The sequence below is a fragment of the Antribacter sp. NEAU-D49 genome (assembly GCF_057158775.1).
Genome location: NZ_JBXTSN010000005.1, coordinates 151286 through 176667, shown reverse-complemented (window position 1 = coordinate 176667; position 25382 = coordinate 151286). Strand labels below are relative to the sequence as shown.

The window sequence follows — 25382 nt, the reverse complement described above, 5'->3', positions numbered from 1 at the left end:
GGACAGCTCCTTCTGGGTCGGCCAACCCATCAAGGTTCCGGCGGAAACGCGCTTCGGGCAAGGCAGCGCTGTGATAATTCACAACATCTCACCAAGAGCGGACATGCGAGCCTCGTCGGTCAGGCCAAGCCCCGACCAAGGACCGCGGTCACCGCCCCCGCGTGCGCCTGCCAGCCAGCGCGTGCATCTCGGAGATGAGCTCCTCGGTCTCCGGCTCGGGCTCCAGCTCGAGCTGCTCGAGGTGGTCCCGAAGCCGGTCGACGAGCCGACCCACGGCGTCCACCCGCCCGCCGGCCCATTCTGCTCGGATTCCGTTGCGCCACGAGCGCTCGTCCACAGGGTCCACGAGCCGGCCAACGCGCGACGCCTCCCGCGCGAGCGCCACGTCACCGGACGCGAGCGCCCGGCGCGCCACCTCGTGCGCCACGTCGACGACCCCCGCGGTGATCTCCTGGAGGATTGTCTCCGCCCACACGTACTTGCGCGCCGGTGCGTCCTCGAACGGCCGGCCGCGCACGAGGGACAGCGCGCTCAGCAGGTTCTCCATGGGCGCGGTGGTCACGTCGGGCCCCACGAGCTCGCAGAACTGGTCCCAGTCGGTCGTGACGCCACGCAGCCGGTAGCCGGCGGACTCCTGGTCCACCTGCGCACCGTCGTCGGACGACCAGTACCGCGGCAGGTGCTCGTACCCGTACGCGTCCACGCCCATCCAGCGCCGTGCCCGCGACACGGCGGACCGCCGCGTCGCCAGGTTCGGCTCGCGCGAGGGCCACAGCGCCCGCGAGATGTCGGCTCCTCGCGCCCCGGGGTTGAAGGCCAGGTACGCGACAAGCTCGAGGGCCTGACGCTGGTGCGACGCCGGCAGCGGCGTGCCCTGCACCCCGGCGAGCTCGACCGTCCCGAGCACCCGCACCACAGGCGTGCGCGCGGGCTTGGGCTCCACAGGGGGCGTCAGCGGGTCGAAGTCTCCCGACCCGACACCGCCGCCAGGTCCCCCCTGCCCGTCCGCCGACGGGACAGGCTCCGGCGCCGGACCTTCGGCGAGCGCCAATGGTGCGGCGGTCGGCCGCTCGGCGAGGTCGACACCGCCGCCGAAGGCACGGCGTGCAGCCGCCCCCACCGGCACCGCCTGCACCTGGATGTCCGCGATCCGCGGCTCCTCCGGCGCGAGGTGCCGGCCCCACTCCGGTCCTGGCACCGTCTCCGGGTCGGCCAGCAGCTCGAGCGCCTGCGCATACGTCGCGGTATCGAGCTGCTGCGGTCGCAGCGCGATGTACGCGGGCACCAGCACCCCGCGCGACGTATCTCCTCCGGTCAGCTCACCGGTCAGGTCCAAGACCCACTCCCCCAGGTCGGCACTCGACGTCACAGCGGCGATCCCCACGCCAGGAACCCTGTCGACCAGGGCCTCCAGCGCGGTCCTCTCAGCGGTCCCCAGCCGCTCCCCCACGAGCAGGATCTCCGGCGTCCAGGCGTCCATCGCGAGCCCACGGCCCCGCGCGTCGGCCACGCTGTGCGCGCCCACCTGCGCGAGGGTGCGCTCCACGTCGGCCGCGCGGGCCTCCAGCTCGCGCACGATCCCGGCGAGGCTCGGCACGTGCCGCACCCTCCCGGTGTCGACCACGCCAGGCAGGTCGCCGAGGGCGCCCACGACCGTGACCTGCAAGTCGTCGGCCCAAAGGCTCGTCGCCAGCTCGATCGCGAGCGCGGAGAGCGTCGCCTGCGCCGCTTCGTCCGTCCCTCGGATGTCGAGGCAGGCGATGTTCTCCAGGTCCAGCAGGAGGTGGGTGTTCTCGTCGTCGTGCCCGATGGTCACCAGCGACGGGTAGGGGGCGTCGGGCAGCGCCTCGCCGTCGGCCGTGGCGACGAGCTCGTCGGCCTCACCGGCGGCGAGCTGCCAGACGTACCGGTCGGAGGTGCTGATCCAGGGCCGCGGCAGGTCCGCCGGCCGGTCCAGGTACAGCTCCAGGAACTCGCCGCTCTTCAGGCGGGCAACGCGAACACCCGGCAGTGCGAGCCCGCGCTCACGGTGCCACTGCGCCAGGCCGCGCAGCGCCAGGTCGACCTGCTCCCGCCCGAACGTGTCCTCCACGGCGCGGAGCTGCTGCTCGAGCGCGGCCGCGGGCGACCCCTCGGCCGGCAGCGCGAGGCGCTCGCCCGGCTTGCGGCGACGTCGGGCCTCCGCACGACGGGCTGCCACCAGCGCCAGGATGCCTGCCGCCAGGAGCCCGCCCACACCGGTGACCGTCCGGATGTCGACGATCTCCTCGAGCTCCGCTCCGAGGTCGGCGTCCGCGAGCGCCGCCGCGAGCGCCGGATCGGTGGCCTCGGGTTCTGCAGCCTCGCCAGCTGCCTCGCTCGCCGTCGCACCCGCCTCGTCGGCGGACCGGCCCTGTGCCGCTACGGGCGGCGCAGACTCCACGGCCACCTCGGGCACGCCGGCCAGCTCCTCCTGCCCGACGACGTCGCCCGCCCCAGGTGCACCGCCGGCCTCGATCGGGGGTGCAGCGGGCGCGGCTTCGACCGGGGTCTCCTCGGTGACTCCACCGGCCTCGGCACCGAGGTCGGTCGCGGCGTCCGTGGGAGCGCCGACCTCGGGTGCAGGCACGCCGGCCTCGGGTACGGCAGCCGCCTCGGGAGCAGGGTTCGTCTCGGGAGCGGTGACCGTCCCGGGCTCAGCAGCCGCAACGTCCGGTACCGCAGCGGACGTCGGCTCGACGGGCACCGATCCCAGACCGGTCTCCGGAGCGGCGCCGTCATCAGGCGCCAGGTCAGCCCACGGGTCCACCGGCTGAAGGGTGGGTTCGCTCGCGAGGTCTTCCGGCGTGACCACCGGATACGTCGGTTCGGCCGCAGGCGGTGCGGCGACGGGTGCGGGCATGCTGAGCGCCTCGTTCTCGCCGAACACCGACGCTTCCGGGTACGGCGCCGACGGGAACGCGCTGGGCGTCTCAGGCGCGGCCTCGGCCGGCGCCTGCTCGGGCGCCTGGGCGGCCTCGGGCGGGACGACAGCCCCCGGCGCCACCTGCTCGGCGGCCGGCGCCTGCTCAGGCGCGGGTTCGGCCGCGGGAGCGGCCTCCGCCGGTGCCGACTCGGCGATCTCGGGTGTCGACAGGTCGGCCTCTGCGACGGGCTCCGGGGTGGCAACCCCCGGGGCCTCGGCGGCAGGGGCGCCCGCGCCGGCGGCCTCGCCCGACTTCTCCGCCACGGCTCCGGCGCGTGCAGCGCCTGACGCCGCCTCGCCCGCCGCCTCGGGAGCGGCTTCAGGAGCCGCTTCGGGCGCACCCTCCGCCGGAGCCGGGGCCGCGTCGGCGGGTGCGGGCGCCGGCTCGGGAGCGGGTGTCACCACCGACGCGCCCTCCACCGCAGCGGCGGTGGCCGCCGCGCCGGGCACGGTGATGTTCCAGCCCGGCCGGATGAGGTCCGGGTCGGCGAGCTGCGCGCCGTCCGGCTGGACGGTGCCACGCGACGCCTCGTAGAGCTCGGGGTACTTGGCGCCGTCGCCAAGCTTCTCCTCCGCGATCTCCCACAGCGTGTCACCCGGCGCGACGGTGTGAGTGCCCGCTTCCGCCGAGGTCGCTGCTCCGTCGGTCGACACGGCAGGCACCACCTCGGCGGCCGGTGCGGCCACCGCGGCGTCCGCCGGGAGCGTCAGCACCCAGCCCGGCTCGATCCAGTGCGACCCGTCGAGCGACGCACCGCCGGCCTGCGGCACGCCGTAGTTCAGGTTCGCGATCTCCTTGAAGCGCGTGCCGTCACCCAGGGTGTCGGCGGCGATACGCCACAGCGAGTCACCCGGCTTCACGGTGTACGTGGCGGGCGCCGGGGTAGGGGCGGCAACTGCCCCCCGGCTCGCGACGTCGCCCCCCGTCGTCGCGGTTGCTTCCCCTACCCCGGCCGTCATGGTTCCCTGCGCCTCGGCGAGGGAAGAAACTGCGGTGAGCTCCGCCGGCTGCCCGGCCGATGCGGGGGCAGCGAAGGCCGGACCCGCGGCCGGTGCCGAGACGAGCATCAGCACCACCGCACCGACGAGAGCGGCCGCAGCACGCTGCTGGGCCCCCAGCCCGGCGAGGCGGGGCGAGCGCACGCCGCGAACGGCGGCGACGACCTCGATCAGGACGGCGACCGTGAAGGTCAGCCAGGCGAGCCAGCCCACCACCTTGACGAGGCCGAGCAGCACAGTGCCGGTCACGTCGGGGGCGCTGAGCGTGGCGACCACGCTCTCCCAGGACACGGGTCCCGTCACGATGGGCCCGCCGAAGACCCACAGGCCCACCGGGATGCCGACCACGAGCACGAGCAGCACCAGCACGGCACCGAGGCCGCGCGCCAGCCGCACACCCAGGGACGGCGGGACCTGAGGCGTGGTGTTGAGGGTCGAGGTGCTCATCATGGGGCCTCCTCCCCGATACCGCGGACTGCTCGGGCCTCGGCTGTCGCCTCGGCGGTCAGCTGGTTGATGCCGATCATCGGCAGGAACCTGGTCTGGTAGGTGACCTCTGCGCGCACGGTGACCGTGGCCCCGTTCACCGCGACCACGTCGCCCTCGACGCCCGCGGCTGCGAGGTTCGCGTCGGCGGCGGCGATGGCGGCAGCGGGGTCGATCCTCGGGGCGTCACCGTTCATGGCGGCGGCGATACCGATCTGCTGGGCAGCGGCGCGCGCTGCCTGCTCGGCCGCGTACTGCGCCTCGTCGTTGGCGTGCAGCTTGCCGCCGCCGTCCACGACCAGGCCGATCGCGATGATCAGCGCCGGTACCAGGCCGGCAGCGAGGATCGAGACCTCGCCGCGCTCGTCCCGGAGGACGCCGGGATCCGGCCTCCGGTCCTCCTGCCTTCGGAACACGTTGGACCACCGCCTCATGACCGCCCCCTGTATGCGTCGAGCACCGACGTGCCTGTCGCCGTGATGGTCCGGCTGCCCGGCGCCCCGGGCAGACCGAGGTCTGCGAGCGGGACCACGCACGACACCGTGACCCGGACCGTCCCCGTCTCGCCCAGCGGCAACTGGAACGCCTGCGTGTCGGGCTGCACCGTCGTCTGCGAGCAGCGCACGTTCGAGTTCGCCAGCGTGGTGGTCGCCGTCGTCAGCGCCTGCGCGGCGGCCACTGCCGCCGTACGGCTGATCGACGCGGATCGCGCGGCCTCGTTCGCCGCGGACTGCACCACGCCCTCTGCCAGGACCAGCCGCCCCGCCATGATGAGCAGCATCCCGACGAGGAGGAGGACCGGGAAGATCACCGCGGTGTTCACCGCCACGTTCCCGGCCTCGTCGTGCCGTGCCGAGGCCGCACGCGCCCGCCACCCGCGCGCCCGCCGAGCGATCGCCGACCGCCCGCTCACGGCGCACCCGCCGAGGTGAACCGCTCTACCGGGCCGGTGGCGGTCTGCACGATCCGCAGCCCTCGCAGGCCCGGCACGATCGATGGCGCCAGCCCGGTCACGGTCGCCGTAGCCTGGGTAGCCCCCCGGTCCACCGAGACCTGGACGCTCGCAAAGACGCCGTCGCCAGCACGTGCGATCCGGGCCGCGGCCTCCCGCTGACCCGCTTCGATGCTGCCGCCCTCGACGCGTGCGGCCTGCACGGCACCGTTCGCGACCGACTGGGCGGTGTTCTGCGCGTGGTAGTAGATGACGCCCTGCACCATGCCGAAGATCAGCAGCAGCACGATGGGGTAGGTGATCACCGTCTGCAGCGAGGCGACGCCCGCCTCGCTATCCGTCTCCCGGGCAGGGGTGGTCCCAGGGCGAACGCGTTCGCTCATCCTGGGACCTCCTGCGGCTGGGGTGGCTTCTCGATCGTGGGGTCTCGCTCACGTGCTCGGGATGGGTCGGGGTACCGGTCAGAGCCGTGCCATCCACTCCTCGACCAGCGCGGTGATCGCCGCGCCGAGGGCGATCACGATCCCCAGGCCCACCACCGACAGCACGACGACCTCGATCGACTCGAGCCCCTCGTCCTCCGGCGTGCCTGCGCGGCGTGCGGCCAGCCGGTCACGCAGCTCGGCGTGGCGCGCGGCGAACCGCTCGGCCACAGCCGATCCGGCGCCCGTGGCGCGCTGGTGAGCCCGGGCCGCGGCCCGGGAGGCAGGGTGCAGGTTGATACGTGACATCGCGACTCCCCGTTGTGCTGTCAGGTTCTACAAATGGACGGTCACACGTTCGTGTGACACGAGTACCAGAACCGATGAGACCGGCCCGGTCAAGGTGCTTGATCAAACATCGTTACGCCGATAGGGAAGATCAGCATCAAGAAGTACACGAAAACGGTCAAGGTTCCCGGAACGGTCATCCTGACCGTCGCGTCGTGGGCGAGCTGCTGCTCCACGTCGAGCTGGGCGTCGCGCATGGCCGCGGCCTTCGACTGGAGCTGGTCGTGGATCGCCGACCCCTGTGTGCCGGCCAGCTCGACGATCGACGCCACCTCCCCGAGAGCGTCGACCCCCGTCTCGGCGCCGAGCTCGCGCAGCGAGGTCCACGGCGGCTGTCCCTCCCAGCGTCCGCGCTCCAAGGCGGCGGCGATCCGGCGGAACGGCCAGCTCCGGGCCACCTCGGCCGCCGCGAAGGTGGACTGCGTGGCTCCGGCACCCGAGATCCGCTCGATCGCGATGAGCTCCAGGTACGTGGACACGGCCCGGGCGAACTCCTGCCGCGCGCGACGCGCCTTCGACCGCGCGTCCAGGTCCGGCAGGAACCAGGCGGCGACCGACAGCACGAGCGAGGCGCCGAACGGCACCGACACCGGCAGCCCCAGGTTGAGCAGCCCGGCGCACAGGCCGAGGAACGGCACGGACACGAGGGTGATGGTCGCGCCGAGCGCCTTCTCGCCGTAGTGGTCCGTCGCGGTCTTGCCGATCAGGTCGAGGTCGGACGCGGTGGGCCCCAGGCGCCCCAGCACGGACGACGGCAGTCGCCGCTGCGCCCAGGCCCCGAAGACCTGGGTGAGGTGCTGCACCCGGGTGACGTCGCCGTCGTCGGACATCGTGATCGGTGCTACCTGGTCGGCGCCGCTCAGGCGGTCCAGCGCCGACTGGAGGCGCGGGAGGCTGGGGGTGAGCTCGCGGATGACGAGCAGCAGGCCCAGCCCGCCCACGACCCCGGCGGCAACGGCGATCGGCCACATGTCAGGCCCCCTGTTCCGTGGGCGGCAGGAACCTGGGGATGGGCCGCCCCAGGGAGATCTGGCGCATCCACATCAAGCAGCCGCAGTACATCGCGAACAGGACCACGGCGATCACCTGGCCGATCGGGGTGTCGTACCCGTCGAGGTACCCCGTGGTGGAGGTGCCCGCCAGGACGAGCAAGGTCACGATCGTCACCCATCGCACGGTCGCGCGGCCCGAGGCCCGTTCCGTCTCGATCTCACGGCGAGCACGGGCGTGCGCGGACAATGACTCCGCGAGCTGCCGGAGCGCGGGCGCCACGGCCCCGGTCCGGTTCTCGGACTCGAGGATCAGTGCCGAGGCGACGAGGTCGGCGGAATAGTCGTCCATCTCGTCCGCCCAGCGGTGCAGCGCCGGCTTGATCGGCTGGCGCGCCTCGAGCCGCGCGACGAGCCGGGCGAGCGCCGGGCGGATCGACGGCGACGCCGAGGCCAGCGTCGCCGCGATGCCCTGCTCGAGCCCCACCGCGCCGCCCGACAGCACGCCGATCAGCGAGCGCACCCACGCCGTCAGGTCGGTCAGCTTCTCCACGTCCGCCGACGACGTCGTGGTGCGGAACAGCGACGGCAGCCCCACGAGCAGCACGGGCACGATGATCACGAGCGACCACCACCCCGTGATCAGCGCGACGAGCAGACCGCCGCCGGCTCCCAGCAGGAGCAGGCGCCGCTGCGGGTACAAGGGCCCGCCCTTGTCGAGCCCGACGAGCCGGATCAGCCCGGCGAACGGCGGCCCGCCGCGTCGGGGCCGGGCCACCTCCTCCCGCCGCTGGAACCCGACCACGACGAACCAAATGCCGAGGCCCACGCCGAGCCCTGCGAGGATCGCCAGCAACGTCGTCACAGCACTGCCCCCCACAGCCCCGCGCGATAGTTGAGCAGCGTGGCGTCGAAGCCGACGCGCTCCAGGTCGCCCAGGAACGTCGGGGTGTGGCCGGGCACGGCGCGGCCGTCCTCCCCGGGTGCGAACACGTCCGTCACCGCGACCGGGTTGCCCTGCTCGCCACGGTTCACCTCGATCACCTCGGACACATAGCGGACGCGGCGGCCTGTGGTCGGGTCGATCTCGACCCGCAGGAACACGATGAGGTCCACCGACTGCGCCACCTGCCGGTACGCGTACGTCTCCGAGAGCGTCGAGTCCTGGACCGCCATGCCGACCAGGCGCTCGACGACGTCCCGGGCACCGTCCGCGTGCACCGTCGACAGCGAGCCGTTACCCATCTGCATCGCCTGGAACATCGACACGATCTCGGGTCCTCGCACCTCACCCACGATGACGCGGGAGATGTTGTGGCGCAGCGACTCGTACACGTTGATGTTGGTGTCGATCTCACCGACGCGCCGCCCGGTCACGGACATCTCGCCCGAGCCCTCGCGGGTCCGCAGCGCGACCACGCGCCGGTGCTTCTCGGGCTCGAGGTGCAGGTAGAGCTCGTAGTCGGTCTCGATGGTGGCGACGGACTCCCAGGGATCCAGCGCGGCGCACAACGCTCGCAAGAGGGTCGTGTTGTGGGTTGCCACGAACTGCCGGGTCACCAGATAGAGCGACGACGGCGAGTCGACGGTGATGCACCGCACCGGCACCGACGCCACGGGTCGGATGTCGACGATGTATCGCCATTCCGGTCCGCCGCCCTTGCTCAGAGACTGACGCTCGGCCTTTCGCGCCAACCGGAACATCGGGTCGTGTGTGGTCCAGGCAACCGTCCAGGTCGTACCGGTGACCCGGCCGTTCAGTGTGGCGTTCTTGCTTCGCAGATGGGGCTTGTAGCCAAGGCTCGCGACGAGTTCACGAACCTGCTCTGCAAGCACCTGCAGAGTCGACGTGAACTCGCAGATCCCTGTTTTCGTACAGGTGCCGTCCGAGTCCATGAGCCCTTGGAGCAGGGCCAGCCTCTGCTCGACGTCGCCTCTGAGGTACGTCGCGGGGATGTGCTTGTCTCCGAGCAGCCGCAGATTCCTCAGTCGGCTGTGGAGATCTCCCCCGACGCCGTAGTCGTACTTCGACCGGCCCACCTTGGTGCACGGGTAACCCGCACGTTCCAGCTCGGCGAGAACCTCTGCGTCCGCGGTGGAGATCCGCGCAGCAGCCGTCGCCCCGTCTCCGAGCCAGATCCCCAGCACATAGGGGTCGACGGGCTGCTCCGTGCGTTCGTACTGAACCGGCCGGGTCAACGAGACGGCGAAGTCACGCGTCTTCCACTTCGCGTCGCCATGGCTCCAAAGTCCGCTCTCGACCATCTCTTCGGTGGTCATCACAACCGTCTCCGGGGCGCGTCGGTTGGCGCCCCGCGTGGGCGTGTCGCGGGCGACTGCGAGCGCCTTGGCCAGCGCGGCCCGGGAGTAGGCCTTCATGGGGCGTCCCCCACGCAGCCCGTCGTGGCGCACCCACGAGACATAGGTGTGCCCGGCGGGGCCGATCCGATTCGCTTCCCGCTGGATGATGTCGCGATGCTGCGCGCCGGCTTCTTGTGCGAACTCCGGGACGGTGACCAGGCGGTCCGGTTCCTCCGCCGCACTCTCGGCAATTCGCCAGAGTCGCGCGCGTTCCTCCTCGTCCACGTAGAACTCGGGGTCCTTGCGCCTGGCAAGCTTGGCCTTCTGATGCGCTTGACGAAGCGTCCGGCGGCTTACTCGCCACAAGTGATCTGAGTCGGCCGTGATGACAGTGCCGTCGTCGAACTCCACGTCGTAACACGATCGGCCGTGCTGATACTCGTGGGCGGCCAGTACCGTGCACGGCGTGCCGTCCTCGGCAAAGACCTGGTCCCCTGCATTGAGAGCGCCCATCGTGGTCCAGCCGGTCGGCGTCGGAACCTCGGTGTCAAGGGCGAGCGCCTTGCCCGACCCCTGGCCCTGCCCCGACACCACGATCGACTTGCGTGCCCGCACCGCCGCCGCGAGGAACTCCTCGAGCACCGTGTCCACAGTGCCTGTGGACCGCAGCACGCCGAGGTCCGCGGCCTGCAGCCGCTGGAGACGGATGGTCACGCGCGGCCAGGGCACCACCCAGCCGACGGCCGCGAGACGGACCCGGCCCGGCAGGTCGAGGTTGAGGAACGGGTTGGCCCGCGTGAACGACCGCTCGTTCGCCGGGTCGCGCGTCGCGAGGAACTGGAGGAAGTCGATGAGCTCGGCATCCGAGTCCGCGATCGGGTCGGCGTACCGGCGCGACCCGTCACCCATGAGCAGCAGCACGGGCTGCGTGCCCGTGATCTCGATGTTCTCCACGTCGGGCGTGTCGATGAGCGGCTGCAGCCGGCCCAGCCGGAAGAGCGCGTCGAACAGCGCGCGCGTGATCTCCACCTGGAACTCGGGCGTCCAGGGCCGCTGGCCGGCGTTGAGGAGCGCGTCGTTGTGGTCGCGCACCACCTGCTGGATGAGTTCCTGCCCGAGCGCCTCACGCGCGTCCTCGTCCAGCTCGCGGGCCGCGAGCGCCGTGGTGAGCCGCTGCGACACCTCGCCGCGCAGAGAGGTCACCTGGGCCCAGAACTCGCGGTCTCGCGTGCCACGGCTCTGCCCGACGGCGGTCGCGCTCGCCCGGGTCTGAGCGCCCACCCAGGGCGAGGGGTCGGGTCGGGCCGCGGCGGCGGGCGGCCAGGGCAGCGGGTTGCCGCCGCCCTGGGTGACATCGCGCCCGCCCAGCCCGGCGGGAAGGTCGGTCGGCGAGGCCGGCCCGCCCGGGGCGCCGTCGGGCCCGGTGGGGTGGCCGTTGGTGGGCTCCCGGAAGAGGGGAAGACCGGACAGCTCGGGCGCGCCGCTGCTGTCGGAGGGCTCCTTGCTCATCGCTGCTCCTCTCCCGTGGTTCCCGTGGCGAACCGGGCCCGGCGCTGCTCGACGCGCTCGGTGATGCGGCTGATGACCGGCCCGGCCGACTTCACGAGCGGCGAGGCCGGCCAGCGGCGAGCAGGCGGTGCGCCGACGGCGAGCACGTCGGCGCTGACGGGGTCCCAGGCGATGCTGCCGGCGTCGGCCAGGCCCAGGGTGGACCGGATCTCGGTGGCTGCGTAGGGGCGGCCTGGTCCGACGGTCAGGACGGACAGGTTGGTGAGCTCCTTCGCCGCGGCGTCGACCACAGAGATGCGGGCGCGGACGAGCTCGCGCGTGACGGCGATGTCGGGAAGCCGGGATCCGGTCGTGATGATCAGCTGGTCGGCGAGACGCAGGAGCGGCTCCCTGTCGTCGCGGCCCGCACCGATTCGACCGAGGTCGACAAGAACGTCCATACCGCCCCGCTCGAGCGCCACCAGCTGGTTCGCGAGCGCGCCCCAGAGGTTCGACACGGCCGGGGCGAGGTGCGGTCCGACGAGGCCGGGAAGGAGCCTCTTGGCCGACTCACCTGTGGAACCGCCGACGAGCGGGATGGTCTGCGACCAGAGCGAGGGCTCGAGGTCACCGTGGCTGTGCGCGATCGCGAGCGGCCCGATGCCGCGGTCGTGTGCGAGCTGGCCCCGGAAGTAGCCGGCGAGCACCGAGGAACCGGCCACGTCGGCCTCGACCAGCAGCACCGGCCGCGGCCACTGGAGGGCCAGGAGCAGGGCTGTTGTGGTGGTGCCGGGTGAGCCCTTCGCGTTGGCGAGTGCGATGAGGGCCACGGTTCAGCCGTTCCCGCCGTAGCTGGGAGCGTCCAGGACGAGGGCGACGCGACCGGTGGCGGCCCGGGCCGCGATCTCCACGGCTTCGCCCGGGTCCACCTCGATGTCGACGACCCGCTGGTCACCGAGGTCGGTCGTCTCGGACGAGACCACGACGCCCTCGAAGGAGCGCGGCGTCTCGACGGGCGGTTCGCCGCCCGACACGGGGGTCTCCACGATGCGCACCTTGTCGCCGGACCGCAGGCTGGTCTGCGGCAGCTGGTGCGGCGCGAGCGCGACGCCCACGATCGAGCGGTCGTCCGGGACCTGGAGGGTCACGTCGAACGAACCCTCGGTCAGGAGCTGGCCGGGGAGCAGGTCGGTGGTGGCCACCTGACCGGGCACAGCCGGGAGCTGACCCTCGTCGATCGGCTGGAGGATCGTCGGGCCGAGCGGCAGGTCGACGAGCGCGAGGTCGCTCGCCTCGATCGTCTCGCCACGCGCGACGGCCGCCTGGACGGCCACGACCTGACGGGTCTGCCCCAGGCTGGTCGCCAGATAGACGCTGCCCAGCACGCTCACCGCGACGAGCGCGAGGCCGAGCGCGACGAGCGCCGGACGACGCCGGGCGCGGGTGGGCTTGGCGGGCGCGGGCGGGGCCGGGCGGGCGGGCGCGGCGACCGTCCGCTGGGGACCGCTCACCGCCGGCCACTGCCCGGAGGCCGGTTGCCGGCCATGTCTCTCGCCCACGCTGGTCACTGCGTCCCCCTCGGTCTCTGTCACGACTGTTCCCCTGTGTCCGTGTGCCGCCCGCGGCGCGCGTGCACTCCCCGGTGAATGGACGTCACCGCCCACCGCAGGCAATCTTCACGCACGCGGGCGAACCCGGCAGGTTGAACGGTAAGTCACCGCAGGCGGTGACCGACAGGTCAAGGGCGGGTCAAAGAATGTGGAGATTGGTGGGCGGAGCGGTGTTCGTCCTGGCACAACGCGAAGGGGTCCCCCCTTCCCCAGGGGACCCCTTCGCGGCGGGACGTTCCGGCGGGGTCGCCCACCGGCGTTCGTCGCCCGCCTGTCAGCCGGGCGACCCCCCAGACGAACCGCCCGACTGAACAGCCTCCGCGAGGCGGCGGACCGCCCGGCTCGCCCGCTGGCGCAATGCCGCGTGCGAGATCCCGAGCTCCTCGGCCACCCGCTTCTGATAGTTCCCCCGCCCCGACGCCAGCTCGGCATACTCCGGGAGGTCGGGGTCCGGCGCGTAGAGCCGCGCCAGAAGCGCGGCCTCGTCACGCGACAGGACGTCGTGGTCGAGGCCCCAGGCGATGACGTCGAGCACCTCGCCCGTGGGGCCGAGCGACGCGCTCGCGAGCGAGTAGACGGCAGCCGGCACGTCGTCGTCGAGGGCCGGGCGCTCGAGGTACGTCAGCACCTCGGTGTCCGTGGGGATCTCCTCGACGTGGGGGCCACGGCTGGCACGCGAGCCCTGGGCCCACGGGGCGCGGTCGCCCACCACCCGGGTGAGCGTGTGGCCCTGCAGCCGCATCGCCACACGGTCGTCCCGCGCGAGGTCGTACGAGGTGATCGCGTCCCACATCGCGGCCGCGGTCTCCTGCTCGAGGTCCTGCACGTCGGGGTAGTGGCGCCGCGAGCGCCGCACGATGGTGCGCACCGCGGGGAGCATGCACTGGAGCACGGCGCGCCCCGCGGCGAAGCTGCCGCCCGCGTGCTCGGTGATGAGGGCGTAGAGGATCTCGTCGGCCTCACCGGCCGCGAGCCGCACCGACCGGCCGTCGCGGAGCGACGCCAGCTGGGGGTACCGCGCGACGAGACGGTCCAGCTCGACGGCGAACGACCGGGTGCCGCACAGGTCGGCCCAGTCGTGGTCGAGCTCGGCCATCAGGGTGCCGGCGGAGGCTCCGGACCGGGTGGTGACCCGGCTGGTGGTGCGGGGCGAAGGCATGCGTGTGGGCATGGCGATCTCCTCTCGTGTCCTCCCGACCCTTTCGAGGAGGTGTTGCCCGTGACTGTTGCCCGTTCACCCGCTCACCAAGATTTGGTCTGTGATCTGGGTCACAACCCCTGCGTGTCGTCGGCGTGTGCGGTCACACGAGCGGCCCCGACGCCATTTGTCAGCGGGTGTAGACGACGTGCACCAGGAGAGGGAGCGAGGAGAGGCGAGATGAGCGAGGACAAGTTCGACCCGGCCCTCGAGACGGCCACCGACGAGCTCGAGGACGAGGCGTTCGACCGCACATGGGGCCTGCTGCGCGACACCGCCGAGGTGCACAACGCGCGGGGCGAGGTGGGCCCCGTCGTGCGTGCCCTCGTCGCCGCCCTCGACGTCGACCCGCTCGGCGAGGACGACACCACGACCCGCCTCAGCGCCGTGCTCGACAGCGCGCGCGCCCGCGCCGCGCGCGCCGCCCGCGACCGGATCGACGCCGACCTGCAGAAGAAGGTGCGCGCACGATGACCTCCCTCCTGGTCCGACGGCGTGACCGGCGCGGCGCGCCGGCCACCCTGCCCGCGAGCGCCGGGCAGGAGGCGAGCCGTGCGCCCGGGGCGGGCGCGCCGCCGTCGGGCAGCGACCAGGACACCGCCGGGGGCGAGGCGCCCCAGGTCGTCGAGTGGACCCAGGGCCCCGCGATGGTCACGAAGGCCTGGGCGGTGGCGCTGGGCGTCGCCATCGCCTGCGGTCCCCTCGCGCTCGCCTGGGTGGCCCTGCGCCCCGCACCCGCGGCCACGACCGTGGCGAGCGGAAGCACCCAGTACGCCGCCAGCTCCGCGGCCGGCGAGCGGGCCGTCGAGCTGGTGGAGACGTGGCTGCGGGCCGACCGCGACGACCAGCAGCTCGTGGAGTCGCTCGTGGCCGTCACCGTCGCGACGCTGCCCGAGACCGGGCTGACGATCCGCGACTCGTCCGTGGCACAGGTGGCGCCGCAGGGCAGCGGGACCTGGTCCGTGACGGTGGGCGTGGACGTCGCCGAGCCGGCCCCCGTCGCGGCAGGGGCAACGCCCCCGGCCGAGCCCTCGCTCGTGTGGGTGCGCCGCTACTTCCAGGTGCCCGTCCACGTCGCCGTCACCGAGGAGTCCGTCGCCGTCGATGCGCTCGCGCTGCCCGCGCCCGTGCCTGGCCCGGCCGCGGCGACCGCCCCCGAGCTGGACTACCCGAACACCATCTCGCCCACGGGCACCGCCGGGCAGGCGGTCGGGAGCTTCCTCGCGGCCATGCTCGCCGGCGACGGCGAGATCACCCGCTACACCCGCCCGGGCGCGGCCATCGCCGCGGTGCAGCCCGCCCCGTACAGCGCGGTGACCGTGCGGACCCTCTCCGGGTCGCACGAGGCGCCCGACGAGCCCGGCGAGGGCGACGGCACCTATGTGCTGGCGACCGCCGAGCTCACCCGCCCCGACGGGCAGAAGACCACCTCGCAGTACACCCTCACGCTCGTCGCGCGTGACGGTCGCTGGGAGGTCGCCGGCGTCGACAACGCCGTGCGTATCAAGGAGAACCCCGGGACCGGCACCGCCGGCCAGGAGACCGAAGGAGAAAGCTCATGATGGTTGACCTGCTGGCCTCTACGGCCGACGTGGCGCTCGCGGCGGGCCCTGTCCGCGCTGACGGGTTCCTCGACCTCATCACCGTGAAGTCGGAGGAGGTCAAGAGCGCGATCGAGTCCGTGACCTTCGTGGTCGTGATCCTCATGGTGGTGATCACCGCCGTGAAGTCCAAGATGTCGATCGCCGCGATCATCATGTCCGCGATCGTGGGCGGCGTGGTGCTCTGGCTCGTCAACGGCGGCGTCAATGTGACCAAGGAGATGACGGACGACGAGTTCGGCAGCGCCTCGCCGCCGGTCGTGACCTCGCAGTCCCTCGTCTGACACCCACGCAGCCGTAGCAAGGAGGTAGCCGGGTGGAGACGGCGAAGTTCTATACGAAGGCACGGCGGATCCCCCTGCTGGTGGGGAAGATGCCGAGCGGTGCGCGCATCTGGGGCGGACCGTACACCTTCACCCAGGTGGGGGCGGGCGCGCTGACCGCGTACGTCCTCTGGCAGACCACGTCCGTGTGGGCGCGCCTGGGTGGCTTCATGAACGTCGCCGTCGCCGTGGGCCTCGTCGTGGGCGTGATCTGGGCCACGGGCAAGCTGCCGAGCACCGGACGCAACCCGCTGGGCTGGCTCATGGACGCGTTCAACCTCACGGCCAACCCCGGCCGGCTCGCCGGCCGGCAGGTCTCCCTGCCCAAGGCGCGCCTCCTCACCCACCGGGTCGCGTTCGCGGCGCGGGTCACCCCGGTCCCCAGGCCGGGTGTGCCCGACGCCCCGGGGTCCTCGCGAAGGTCCGCAGCGGAGCAAGGAGCTTCGTGGGGTGGGGGCGTCGCGCCGCCGTCCGCCCGGGCGGTCGCGTCACCGTCACCGGCGGCCGTCGTCACGCCTGCCGACATGCTTCCGCGGCTCGTGGCGGAACCACCGGTGGAGTCACCGTGGAAGTCCCTCGACAGCCCGCCGGACGTCTCGCCCGAGGCAGCCCAGGCCGAGGCGAGGCGCAGGACCGCCGAGCTGACCGGCGTCGGGCAGCTGCTGGCCGGCGCCCTGCAACGCCGCACGACCGACGCGGTCCCGTCCACCCACCGGGAGGAACCTGATGCTTAGCCAGATCTCGTCCCTGACGGACGGCCTCATGTGGACCCGGTCCGGGACCGTGTGGGCCGTCTGGCGTGTGTCGCCCGTGCCGTACGCCTTCCAGCCGGAGGACAGGAAGCACGCGGCGCGGCGTCACCACACCGCGCTGTACCGCGCGCTGCGCGGCGAGTCCCTGCACCTCGGGCTCACCGCGGCCACCGACCCGGCGTCGGTGGTGGAGGCGATGATCGCGGGAATCGACCTGGAGCAGCACCAGGCGTGGGCCGAGGAGTGCGAGGCCACCCTCGACTTCCTGGAGCAGATCGAGATCGGGCGGCGGGCGAACTGGATCGCCGTGCCGCTCGCCAACCCGGGGGCGTCGGCGGTGATGGAACCGCTGCAGGCGAGCTGGGCCACGCTCAAGGACGCCCTCATGATGCCGCGGGCCACCCCCTCGAAGCACGCGATCGCCGTGCGGGCGGCGCAGGCCGAGGCCCTCCGCAAGGAGATGCCGTCGGCGTTCGACCCGCGGCCGGCGTCCGTCGCCGAGATGGCGTGGGTCTTCGGGCACTCGATGAAGCGCGGCCTCGGCCTCGACACGGCTGTTCCCGTGGACGGGTCGCTGGACGCGGAGCTGCACCTGTCGGGTCCGTCGCTGCTGCCGTCCGCGCTCGTGGACCCGGCGGGGCAGACGGACTCCGACCGCAAGCTGGGTCCGGTCGCGATCCTCAAGCGCCCGTTCGTCAAGGTGCTCGACCCGACGGACCCGGAGCGCCCGTCCTACCAGACCACCCTCGTCCTGGCCGACACCCCGTCGGGCGGGATCACCTTCCCCGACTGCGAGTGGATCGGGCGGCTCGACGAGAGCGGGGTGATCTGCGACTGGGCGATCCGCATGACCGTGCGCTCACGCGAGGAGGTCACCAGCCGCAACCGGCGGGCGGTGCGCACCCTCAACGACCAGTTCGACCAGCGCGAGGAGGAGGAGCGCGCCGGCTCGTCGCTCGACGCGACCGCACGCGCGCTCGGCGAGTACCAGGCGGTGATGGACGCCGACGAGCTGGAGGTCGAAGTCGACGCGACCACCATGTTCGTGGTGGCCGGGCCCACCCCGGAAGCCGTGGTGGACGACGCGCGGTCGCTCACCAAGTACTTCGCGTCCATGCAGTTCGCGCTGCGCACCGACCCGACCATCCAGGCCACGCTGTTCGAGGCCACGATGCCGGGCACGCCCACGCCCCGCGTGGTGCGCGAGTACTCGCAGATCACCACCGCCCGGTCCTTCGCCGCCGCCGTGCCGTTCGCCACCACCGAGCTGGGCGACCGCACCGGATCGCTGTTCGCGCTGGAGATCTCCAACGGTGCCTCCCGGCCCAACCCCGTGTTCGTGGACCTGGCGGGGGCGTCGGACAAGCTGGACGTCGCGCTCGCCATGGGGTTCGTCGGCGAGCTGGGTGCGGGCAAGTCCGTGGCGCTCAAGTCCGTCGCGATGGACAACGTGGACCGTGGCGCCACCCTCATGGCCGTGGACCACACCGAGATGGGCGAGTGGGGCATCGCCGTGTCCGGGATCCCCGGGTCCCAGGTGGTGGAGATCTCCGAGGAGGCCACCGTCTCGATGGACCCGCTGCGGATCCTGCCGCTGGCGCAGGCGCCCCGCGTGGCGCGCTCCTTCCTCTCGGTGCTGCTGTCCATCCCCACCAAGTCCGACCAGAACGTGCTCCTCTCCAAGGTGCTCCACCCGGAGTACATGTGGCGGCACGACATCAACAGCTTCGGGTCGCTGGCCCGGCACCTCCGCACCGACTGCGAGTTCGCAGGAGCCCAGCAGCTCGTCGACGAGATGCGGATCTTCTCGGAGCTCGACTTCGGCCGCGCCGTGTTCGACGACTCGCTGCCCGTCCTCGACATCGAGGCGCCCGCGATCGTGCTGCACACCCACCGGCTGCAGCTGCCGTCGCGCGCAGACATGGAGCACAGCCACCTGTTCGCCGAGCTCAAGGCCGAGAAGGTGTTCGGCCGGGCGATGTTCGCGCTGATCGCCTCGATGGCGCGCTACCGCTGCTTCGCCGACCGGACCCGGCTCGACATCTTCGCGGCCGACGAGGCCTCCAAGACCATGTCGTCGCCGGAGGCGGCCGAGGAGATCGGCACGTTCATCCGTGACGGCCGCAAGCACAAGGCCGCCCTCCTGCTGGGCAGCCACGACGCCGAGGAGGACTTCGGCAACGAGGTGGTGCGCGGGCTCATCCCGTTCCGCGTGCTGCTGCGGCACCGCGACGCCAACCTGGCACGCCGCGGCCTGCGCTGGCTGCACGGCCTGCCTGTGGACGCGCCTGTGGACGAGTCGCTGGTCAAGCTCGTCACGGAGAACACCGCGCCCGTCATCGACGAGATCGTCGGCGTGCCCGAGGAGCGTCGTGGCGAGTGCCTCATCCGTGACTTCCAGGCGCGCTACGGCCGGGCCAAGATCATGGCGCCGCTGGTCGCGTCGCGCGCCGACACCGTGAAGACCACCCCGACCAACTCGGCAGGGACGGTGATCGCATCATGAGCCAGGGCGGAGTGCGCCTCGAGGACGCCGGAACGTCCGGCATCGACCTCACCGACACCCACGGCGTGTCCGTCTGGGACTTCACGCTCCAGTTCGACACGGGCGGCGGGTTCTTCGCCCTCCCGGACGTGACCGCCGAGATCTACGGCACCCTCACGCGCCTCTTCTGGGGCTGGTACCAGAACATCGTCTCGGTCCAGGTCTGGGTGCTCGACTGGGTGCTCGGCATGGACTGGCTCAACTTCATCCTGGCGCCCCTGGCGGGCATCTCGATGATCGTCCAATCGATGGTGGCCCAGATCGGCATCCTCAGCCTCACCCTGATCATCCTGGCGTTCGTGGTGGGCTACTGGCTGCTGAAAGGCAGGTACGCCGGGGGCTTCATGGAGCTCCTCATCGGCTGCGTCATCGCCGCGCTCGCGACGGGCTTCCTCGCCAACCCGATGGCGACCATCGCCGGGCCCAACGGGGTGATCATGCAGTCGCGCGACGCGGGCATGGACATCGCGACGGGTTTCGCGACGGACGGCGCATCCTTCCGTGAGAACGCCGACGCGATCCGCTCAGGCCTGAAGGGCCAGCTCGTCGACACCCTGGTCCGCACGCCGCACCAGATCCTGAACTACGGCGCGGTCATCGACGGCACCTCCTGCGAGAACGTCTACACGCAGAACGTGGGCAAGGAGAACGCCGCCGAGGCGATCGGCGGGTGCGACCCGAAGTACGCGGAGGCAGCCTCGGCGATCACCGAGGGCACGGTCATCGCGTCGATCAGCCTGCTCAGCAGCGCCTTCGTGTTCCTGCTGCTCTCCGTCGTGATCGTGGGCGGCACCATCTTCGCGGTGCTGCTGCTGGGCTGGTCGGCCATCAAGCTGCTGTGGCAGCTTCCCGTCGGCGTGGTCTCCAGCGACACCCGCGGCGCGCTCTTCAAGACCTTCGCGAGCGTGGGCCTGGGCTGCTTCCTCGTGGCGATCGCGACGGTCTTCCTGGTCGCCTGGATGAGGATGCTGCTCGGCTTCTACGGCGCCACCAACGGGCTCCCGTTCCTCGTGCGGCTCTACCTCTTCAACACGGTGGTCATCGCCGGGGCGGTGGGCTACGTGGTGGCCGGCGCGAGCGTCCGCAAGGGTCTGAGGAGCCTCGCGGAGCGCCTCGCGGCCATGGGCCCCAACCCGTCCAGGATCCCGCCGCCCGCGAAGATCAACTGGGAGGCCCCCGAGAAGTGGGGCAAGAACTACGACAAGGCGAAGGGCTACCTCGGCGTGGGGCTCGGACCCAAGCCGGTCGCGGAGGCGGCCACGACCGCAGCCCGGGGCACCGCCGCGTCGAACGCCATGGACGCGATCGACGCGGCGCCCCGGACGATGCAGGAGGCCGCGGGACGCGCCGGCGGCGCGGCGGCAGCGGCAGGAGCCGCGGGCGCGGTGGCGGGCGCTGCCGTGTCCGGCACGGCCGGGCCGACGGCGGAGCTCCCCCGGGTCGGCGCCCTCGGCACCGCTCCCGCGTCGCTCACGGCCCGCTCGGCGGTCGCCTCCGGGCCCACCCTCGCGCCGCCGCCGTCGCCCCGGGCGAGCGACCGCATCTCCCAGCGCCTGGGCCGGGCGGCGCGCACCGCAGGCAACGTCGCGATCGACGTGGCGGCCGGCACCGCGACCGGCGGCACGTCGGCAGCGGTGACCGGATCGCGGGCCCTCGCGAACACCCGCCGCGTGGCACGGGCGGCCAAGACCGTCCGCGACGCCGGCCGGATCGCCGGGATGGACCGGCCCACCACTCGCACCGGGTCGAAGGTCCGGGCCGAGCTCGACGCGGCCCTCCGCGAGGGCAGCGCGGTGGTCCACGGCTCCGACGCGGAGCGTCAGCTCCGTCGCCAGCAGGCCCGGGAGCACCGGCGGTGAGGCGGCCGGTCCTGGTGACGCTCGGCGTCGTCGCGCTCGCGGTGTTCGCCTGGATCGGCTGGCCGCGCGAGAGCGCCCCGGCAGCCGTGGAACCGACCAGTGACGTGACGATGGACGTCCACCTCAACGAGCCGCAGGTGGGTGAGCCCACCGACGGCGAGGTGCTGGTCGGGCCGGACGGAACCGCCGAGATCCGGTCGGGCGACCCTGCCCCCACCGTCACGTCCGAGCCCGAGTTCGACGTGACGGCGCCGGCGCCGGCCGCACCCGCCGTCTGGGACGACGCCGTCCGGGCCGCCGCCCGCGAGTCGGCACGGTCCGCGGTGGCCGCGTTCGCCGACGCCGAGCAGCCGCCCGACGAGTGGTGGGCCCGGCTCGAGCCGCACCTCACGCCGCAGGCCCGGCCCGTCTACCGCGACGTGGACCCGCGCCTCGTGCCGGTGCGGGCCGTGACCGGCGAGCCCGCGGTCGTGGACGAGTCGTCGACCCTGCTGACCCAGGTCACCGTGCCTACGGATGTGGGCGAGTACACGGTCCTCCTCGCCCGCACCGACGGCGCCTCCCCCTGGCTGGCGGAGCAGATCCGGCCGCCGGAGGCGGGCGCGGCAGGAGCCGCGAGCGCCGGCGCGGAGGGCCCGTGAGGCCCGCCCGCCCGCCGGAGAAGCCGTCGCGGCGCGGGCTGACGATCCTCCTGGCCCTGATCGGCGCTGTGCTGATCGGCATCCCGGCCACGGTCGTGGGTGTGGTGGTGCTCGTGGGCGGGGCCGTGGTGTCGAGCCAGAGCAGCGGCGGGGCGATGTGCCAGGGCGGCACGTCGGTGGTCCCGGCGGGCAACCTGCCGGAGTCGGCTGCGGGCTTCTCGGGCGAGCAGCTGCAGAACGCCGCGGTGATCCTGCAGGTGGGCCAGGAGCGTGGGGTTCCCGCGCGTGCGCAGGCCATCGCCGTGATGACAGCGATCGGCGAGTCGGGCCTGCGCAACCTCACCTACGGCGACGACATCCACGGGGTGCGCAACCCGGACGGCTCGCTGACCAGCTCGATCGGGATGTTCCAGGAGCAGAAGTGGTTCGGGTCGGTGGAGTCACGGCTCGACCCGGTGCAGTCGTCGGGCAGGTTCTACGACCGGCTCCTGGCGGTGCCGGGGTGGCAGGCTCTCGAGCCGACGGTCGCGGCGCACAAGGCGCAGCGGAACGCCGACCCGTACCACTACGCCAAGTACTGGGACCAGGCCGTCACGCTGGTGTCGACGCTGAGCGGTGCGCCGGCCGAGGAGCTGCAGGCGCTCGCCGCGTCGGCGGCGGCGCCGTGCCTCACCGGATCGGTCGGCAATGCGGCCATCAGCGCGGGTGGCTGGGCCAACCCGGCTGTCGGTCGTAAGGCGAGCGGCTACGGCCCCCGGCACACGGGGATCGCCGGTGCGTCGACGTACCACCTGGGACAGGACATCGCGGCGAGCTGTGGCACCCCGATCTACGCCGCCGCCGCCGGCCGGGTGGTGCTCGCCGGGAGCACCGGGTGGGGCACGGGCAACACGATCCGGATCGAGCACGGTCTGGGCCTCGACACCACGTACGGTCACCTGCTGACGGGCACCCTCACGGTCCGCACCGGCGAGGTCGTCCGGGCCGGGCAGCAGATCGCGTCGATGGGGGGCGACCGTCGCATCGACCCGGCGGGCGCGGGGACGTCGTCGGGCTGCCACCTGCACTACGAGGTGCGCATGAACGGCGCCGCGATGGACCCGGAGCCCTTCATGCTCCAGCAGGGCGTCTCGCTCGGGAGCGCCGTGGCGGCCACCGAACCGGTGGACGGGACCCCCGAGCCGGCCGAGGCCGCCGGCCCCTGACCGATCATTTCTGCCCTCGGCAGACGTCTACGAAAACAGGTCGCGACGGCACCCAGGAATAACGCACCCTGGTTCTGCGTCTTGTTGACGTAGGTCGTGTGCAGTGTCGCTCGCGTCGCACCATCGTCAGAGCTGAGGGGACCGAGTACCGCCATGACCGTACAGATCGAGGCAACGCATCCGCCCGCGCCAGAGGCCGCGGTGCCCGACCGCCTCCCCCGGGAGCACTTCCGGGTGATCGCTCTCCTGCTCGCCTCGGCGTTCGTCGTGATTCTCAACGAGACCACCATGGGCGTGGCCCTGCCGCCGATCATGCTGGACCTGGGCATCACGGCGCCCACCGGCCAGTGGCTCACCACCGCCTTCATGCTGACCATGGCCGTGGTCATCCCCGCGACGGGCTGGCTGATCAACCGGGTCGGCACCCGCAACGCCTACCTCATCGCGATGTCGCTGTTCAGCGCCGGTACCGCGCTGGCCTTCCTCGCGCCCGGCTTCGCGGTGCTCGTCACGGGCCGCGTGGTGCAGGCGACCGGTACGGCGATCATGATGCCGCTGCTCATGACCACGATCATGACGATCGTCCCGCACCACATGCGCGGTCGCGTCATGGGCAACATCTCCCTGGTGATCGCTGCCGCGCCCGCGCTGGGCCCCACCCTGTCGGGTTCTGTCGTCGGCCCGCTGGGCTGGCGGGGCGTGTTCGGCGTGGTGCTGCCGATCTCGCTGCTCGCCCTGGGCGCGGGTGCGCTCTGGGTGCGTGACGTCGTGGACCGGGAGAACCACCGCCTCGACCCGGTGTCGCCGTTCCTCGCGCTGATCGCGTTCGGCGGGCTCGTCTGGGGCCTGTCCGGGCTCGGTGAGGCCGCGAACGGTCACCAGCCGGTGCACCCGGCGATCCCGCTCGTGCTCGGCGTCGTGTTCCTGGCCCTGTTCGTGTGGCGGCAGCTCGTGCTCCAGCGCACCGACGACGCCCTGCTCGACCTGCGCGTCTTCCGCGCCCCGGCGTTCCGCACCGGCGTGGGCATCATGTCGGTCTCGATGATCGCCATGTTCGGCACGCTGATCCTACTGCCGCTGCTGCTCCAGGACGCGCTCGGGCTCGACCCGCTCATGTCGGGTCTCCTCCTGCTCCCGGGCGGTCTGGCGATGGGCCTTCTGGGTCCGGTCGTCGGCCGGCTCTACGACCGGGTGGGTCCCCGCCCGCTGGTGGTCCCGGGCGTCGCGGCGGTCGGTGTGGCGGTCGGCCTGCTGGCTCTCGTCGGCCCCGGCACCTCGCCGTTCTTCGTGCTGGGCGCGCACGTGCTGCTCAGCCTGGGCCTGTCGGCGGTGTTCACGCCGCTGTTCACGACGTCGCTGGACTCCCTCGAGCCGCACCTGTACTCGCACGGGTCGGCCACGATCACCACCACGCAGCAGGTCTTCGGCGCTGCGGGCACGGCGCTGTTCATCGCGCTGATGACTCTCCGGTCGGCGTCGCTGACCGAGGGCGGGGCATCGCACGCCGAGGCTCTCACCGGCGGCACCCAGCTGGCGTTCGCCGTCGGGGCCGTGGTCATGATCGGCGCGGTGTACCTCGCGTTCCTCCTGAAGAGGCCTGCGGTCACCGACGGCGACCGGCCCGCCGCCGTCGGTCACTGATCAGGTAGCAACCAGGACGCCGAGGTCGTCACCCCGTGACGACCTCGGCGTCCTTCGTCGTCAGACGTGAGCAGGGTCGAACAGCGCGCTGACCGACTCGCCGCTGTGGATCCGGCGCACCGCCTCGGCGAACGCGGGCGCGACGCTCAGGACCACGAGCTTGTCGTGCGCCATGAGCTCTGTGGACGGCACGGTGTTGGTGGTGACGATCTCGACCACATCCGGGTCGGCGGCGATCCGGCCCACCGCCTCGTTCGCGAAGATGCCGTGCGTGCAGGCGATCCGGATCGAGCGCGCACCGTGCTCGCGGAGCAGGTCGAGGATGGCGATGATCGTGGAGCCGTTCGCGATCTCGTCGTCGAGCACGATGATGTCGCGCCCCCCTACGTCGCCGATCAGGGACGTGATCTCCACCCGGTTCCCGTCGAACCGCTCCTTGGCCGCGGCCGCGACCGGCACGCCCAGCATCTTCGCGAACGCGCTCGCGCTCTTGGCGTTGCCGAGGTCGGGGCTCACGACGGTGGTCTTGGAGAGGTCGCTCGGCGCGAAGTAGTTGGCGATCTCGCGGAGCGCGTTCAGCTGGTCCGTCGGGACGCGGAAGAACGCGTGCACCTGCGGCGCGTGCAACGTCATGGTGAGCACGCGGTTCACACCGGCCGTCTCCAGCAGGTCGGCCACCAGCCGCCCGCCCACAGAGATGCGTGCCGCGTCCTTCTTGTCGGACCGCGCGTACGCGAAGTGGGGCATGACGGCGGTGATCCGCCGGGCCGACGCGCCCTTGGCCGCGTCGATCATCAGCAGGAGCTCCATGAGGTTCTCCTGGGTGGGCGTCACGATGGGCTGCACCAGGTAGACGTCCCGCTCACGGCAGTTCTCCAGGAGCTGCACCTGCAGGCAGTCGTTGGCGAAGCGCTGGATCTTGATGGGGCTCAGGGGCACGCCGAGGTCCGCACACATCTCCTGTGCGAATCGCTGACCGCCAGTTCCAGCAAAGACGCGGACCTCCGCCATGCCCGGATTCTACGGGTCCCAGCGGCGGCGCGCCCGGCCAGACCCGCCAGCTCGCCGGACGGCCGTT

The 25382-nt window shown here is 72.4% G+C and carries 21 protein-coding genes; 9 read left to right on the top strand and 12 right to left on the bottom strand.

The features are described 5' to 3' along the window. Positions 1 to 148: 148 nt before the first annotated feature. From AC060K_RS06620 to AC060K_RS06570, 11 genes are all read right to left on the bottom strand, one after another. A complete protein-coding gene (locus AC060K_RS06620; RefSeq protein WP_483764630.1) occupies positions 149 to 4390 on the bottom strand; it encodes a LysM peptidoglycan-binding domain-containing protein in 4242 nt (1413 codons plus the stop codon). Next, complete coding sequence (locus AC060K_RS06615) at positions 4390 to 4863, bottom strand: pilus assembly protein TadG-related protein (RefSeq protein WP_483764629.1); 474 nt, start codon at positions 4861 to 4863, stop codon at positions 4390 to 4392. Before AC060K_RS06615 ends, AC060K_RS06620 begins: the two co-directional genes overlap by 1 nt. Next, positions 4860 to 5258: a TadE/TadG family type IV pilus assembly protein gene (locus tag AC060K_RS06610; RefSeq protein WP_483764628.1), complete on the bottom strand. Its 399-nt coding sequence runs from the start codon at positions 5256 to 5258 to the stop codon at positions 4860 to 4862. The genes AC060K_RS06615 and AC060K_RS06610 overlap by 4 nt, the downstream gene beginning before the upstream one ends. A gap of 80 nt (positions 5259 to 5338) precedes the next feature. Next, the gene (locus AC060K_RS06605; RefSeq protein ID WP_483764627.1) at positions 5339 to 5764 is read right to left on the bottom strand and encodes a TadE/TadG family type IV pilus assembly protein; all 426 of its coding nucleotides are present in this window, start codon (positions 5762 to 5764) and stop codon (positions 5339 to 5341) included. A 78-nt stretch (positions 5765 to 5842) separates the two neighbouring features. Next, on the bottom strand, positions 5843 to 6112 hold the full coding sequence (locus AC060K_RS06600) for a hypothetical protein (protein ID WP_483764626.1): 270 nt from the start codon (positions 6110 to 6112) through the stop codon (positions 5843 to 5845). Between the two features lie 89 nt (positions 6113 to 6201). Next, complete coding sequence (locus AC060K_RS06595; RefSeq protein WP_483764625.1) at positions 6202 to 7122, bottom strand: hypothetical protein; 921 nt, start codon at positions 7120 to 7122, stop codon at positions 6202 to 6204. A gap of 1 nt (position 7123) precedes the next feature. Further along, a complete protein-coding gene (locus AC060K_RS06590; RefSeq protein ID WP_483764624.1) occupies positions 7124 to 8005 on the bottom strand; it encodes a type II secretion system F family protein in 882 nt (293 codons plus the stop codon). Next, complete coding sequence (locus tag AC060K_RS06585; protein WP_483764623.1) at positions 8002 to 10950, bottom strand: ATPase, T2SS/T4P/T4SS family; 2949 nt, start codon at positions 10948 to 10950, stop codon at positions 8002 to 8004. Before AC060K_RS06585 ends, AC060K_RS06590 begins: the two co-directional genes overlap by 4 nt. Next, positions 10947 to 11759: a hypothetical protein gene (locus tag AC060K_RS06580; RefSeq protein WP_483764622.1), complete on the bottom strand. Its 813-nt coding sequence runs from the start codon at positions 11757 to 11759 to the stop codon at positions 10947 to 10949. The genes AC060K_RS06585 and AC060K_RS06580 overlap by 4 nt, the downstream gene beginning before the upstream one ends. 3 nt (positions 11760 to 11762) lie before the next feature. Then, positions 11763 to 12440 carry an SAF domain-containing protein gene (locus tag AC060K_RS06575; protein ID WP_483764621.1) on the bottom strand — a complete coding sequence of 226 codons (678 nt, stop codon included), beginning with the start codon at positions 12438 to 12440 and terminating at the stop codon, positions 11763 to 11765. Positions 12441 to 12813: 373 nt separating this feature from the next. Then, a complete protein-coding gene (locus AC060K_RS06570) occupies positions 12814 to 13710 on the bottom strand; it encodes a sigma-70 family RNA polymerase sigma factor (RefSeq protein WP_483764620.1) in 897 nt (298 codons plus the stop codon). 207 nt (positions 13711 to 13917) lie between these two features. Between AC060K_RS06570 and AC060K_RS06565 the strand changes: the two genes are divergently transcribed. From AC060K_RS06565 to AC060K_RS06525, 9 genes are all read left to right on the top strand, one after another. Then, entirely contained in the window at positions 13918 to 14211 is a 294-nt protein-coding gene (locus tag AC060K_RS06565; protein WP_483764619.1) for a hypothetical protein, read from the top strand. Continuing rightward, entirely contained in the window at positions 14208 to 15299 is a 1092-nt protein-coding gene (locus AC060K_RS06560) for a conjugal transfer protein (protein WP_483764618.1), read from the top strand. Before AC060K_RS06565 ends, AC060K_RS06560 begins: the two co-directional genes overlap by 4 nt. Then, complete coding sequence (locus tag AC060K_RS06555; RefSeq protein WP_483764617.1) at positions 15296 to 15622, top strand: hypothetical protein; 327 nt, start codon at positions 15296 to 15298, stop codon at positions 15620 to 15622. Before AC060K_RS06560 ends, AC060K_RS06555 begins: the two co-directional genes overlap by 4 nt. 32 nt (positions 15623 to 15654) lie before the next feature. Then, entirely contained in the window at positions 15655 to 16395 is a 741-nt protein-coding gene (locus AC060K_RS06550) for a hypothetical protein (RefSeq protein WP_483764616.1), read from the top strand. Next, positions 16388 to 18919 (top strand): ATP-binding protein, encoded by a 2532-nt coding sequence (locus AC060K_RS06545; RefSeq protein WP_483764615.1) that lies wholly within the window; start codon positions 16388 to 16390, stop codon positions 18917 to 18919. Before AC060K_RS06550 ends, AC060K_RS06545 begins: the two co-directional genes overlap by 8 nt. Further along, positions 18916 to 20817: a hypothetical protein gene (locus AC060K_RS06540; RefSeq protein WP_483764614.1), complete on the top strand. Its 1902-nt coding sequence runs from the start codon at positions 18916 to 18918 to the stop codon at positions 20815 to 20817. Before AC060K_RS06545 ends, AC060K_RS06540 begins: the two co-directional genes overlap by 4 nt. After that, on the top strand, positions 20814 to 21458 hold the full coding sequence (locus tag AC060K_RS06535) for a hypothetical protein (RefSeq protein ID WP_483764613.1): 645 nt from the start codon (positions 20814 to 20816) through the stop codon (positions 21456 to 21458). The genes AC060K_RS06540 and AC060K_RS06535 overlap by 4 nt, the downstream gene beginning before the upstream one ends. Continuing rightward, positions 21455 to 22663 (top strand): M23 family metallopeptidase, encoded by a 1209-nt coding sequence (locus AC060K_RS06530; RefSeq protein ID WP_483764612.1) that lies wholly within the window; start codon positions 21455 to 21457, stop codon positions 22661 to 22663. The genes AC060K_RS06535 and AC060K_RS06530 overlap by 4 nt, the downstream gene beginning before the upstream one ends. 153 nt (positions 22664 to 22816) lie before the next feature. After that, positions 22817 to 24304, top strand: coding sequence for a DHA2 family efflux MFS transporter permease subunit (locus AC060K_RS06525; protein ID WP_483764611.1), 1488 nt, complete (start codon positions 22817 to 22819; stop codon positions 24302 to 24304). Between the two features lie 60 nt (positions 24305 to 24364). Here AC060K_RS06525 and AC060K_RS06520 read toward each other — a convergent pair whose 3' ends face one another. Beyond that, positions 24365 to 25315 (bottom strand): ribose-phosphate diphosphokinase, encoded by a 951-nt coding sequence (locus AC060K_RS06520; RefSeq protein WP_483764610.1) that lies wholly within the window; start codon positions 25313 to 25315, stop codon positions 24365 to 24367. Positions 25316 to 25382 lie beyond the last annotated feature (67 nt).

Coding starts and splice junctions, on each gene's coding strand:
- AC060K_RS06620 (WP_483764630.1), bottom strand. CDS start 4,390: ATGAGCACCTCGACCCTCAACACCACGCCTCAGGTCCCGCCGTCCCTG.
- AC060K_RS06615 (WP_483764629.1), bottom strand. CDS start 4,863: ATGAGGCGGTGGTCCAACGTGTTCCGAAGGCAGGAGGACCGGAGGCCG.
- AC060K_RS06605 (WP_483764627.1), bottom strand. CDS start 5,764: ATGAGCGAACGCGTTCGCCCTGGGACCACCCCTGCCCGGGAGACGGAT.
- AC060K_RS06600 (WP_483764626.1), bottom strand. CDS start 6,112: ATGTCACGTATCAACCTGCACCCTGCCTCCCGGGCCGCGGCCCGGGCT.
- AC060K_RS06595 (WP_483764625.1), bottom strand. CDS start 7,122: ATGTGGCCGATCGCCGTTGCCGCCGGGGTCGTGGGCGGGCTGGGCCTG.
- AC060K_RS06585 (WP_483764623.1), bottom strand. CDS start 10,950: ATGAGCAAGGAGCCCTCCGACAGCAGCGGCGCGCCCGAGCTGTCCGGT.
- AC060K_RS06570 (WP_483764620.1), bottom strand. CDS start 13,710: ATGCCCACACGCATGCCTTCGCCCCGCACCACCAGCCGGGTCACCACC.
- AC060K_RS06565 (WP_483764619.1), top strand. CDS start 13,918: ATGAGCGAGGACAAGTTCGACCCGGCCCTCGAGACGGCCACCGACGAG.
- AC060K_RS06560 (WP_483764618.1), top strand. CDS start 14,208: ATGACCTCCCTCCTGGTCCGACGGCGTGACCGGCGCGGCGCGCCGGCC.
- AC060K_RS06555 (WP_483764617.1), top strand. CDS start 15,296: ATGATGGTTGACCTGCTGGCCTCTACGGCCGACGTGGCGCTCGCGGCG.
- AC060K_RS06545 (WP_483764615.1), top strand. CDS start 16,388: ATGCTTAGCCAGATCTCGTCCCTGACGGACGGCCTCATGTGGACCCGG.
- AC060K_RS06540 (WP_483764614.1), top strand. CDS start 18,916: ATGAGCCAGGGCGGAGTGCGCCTCGAGGACGCCGGAACGTCCGGCATC.
- AC060K_RS06525 (WP_483764611.1), top strand. CDS start 22,817: ATGACCGTACAGATCGAGGCAACGCATCCGCCCGCGCCAGAGGCCGCG.
- AC060K_RS06520 (WP_483764610.1), bottom strand. CDS start 25,315: ATGGCGGAGGTCCGCGTCTTTGCTGGAACTGGCGGTCAGCGATTCGCA.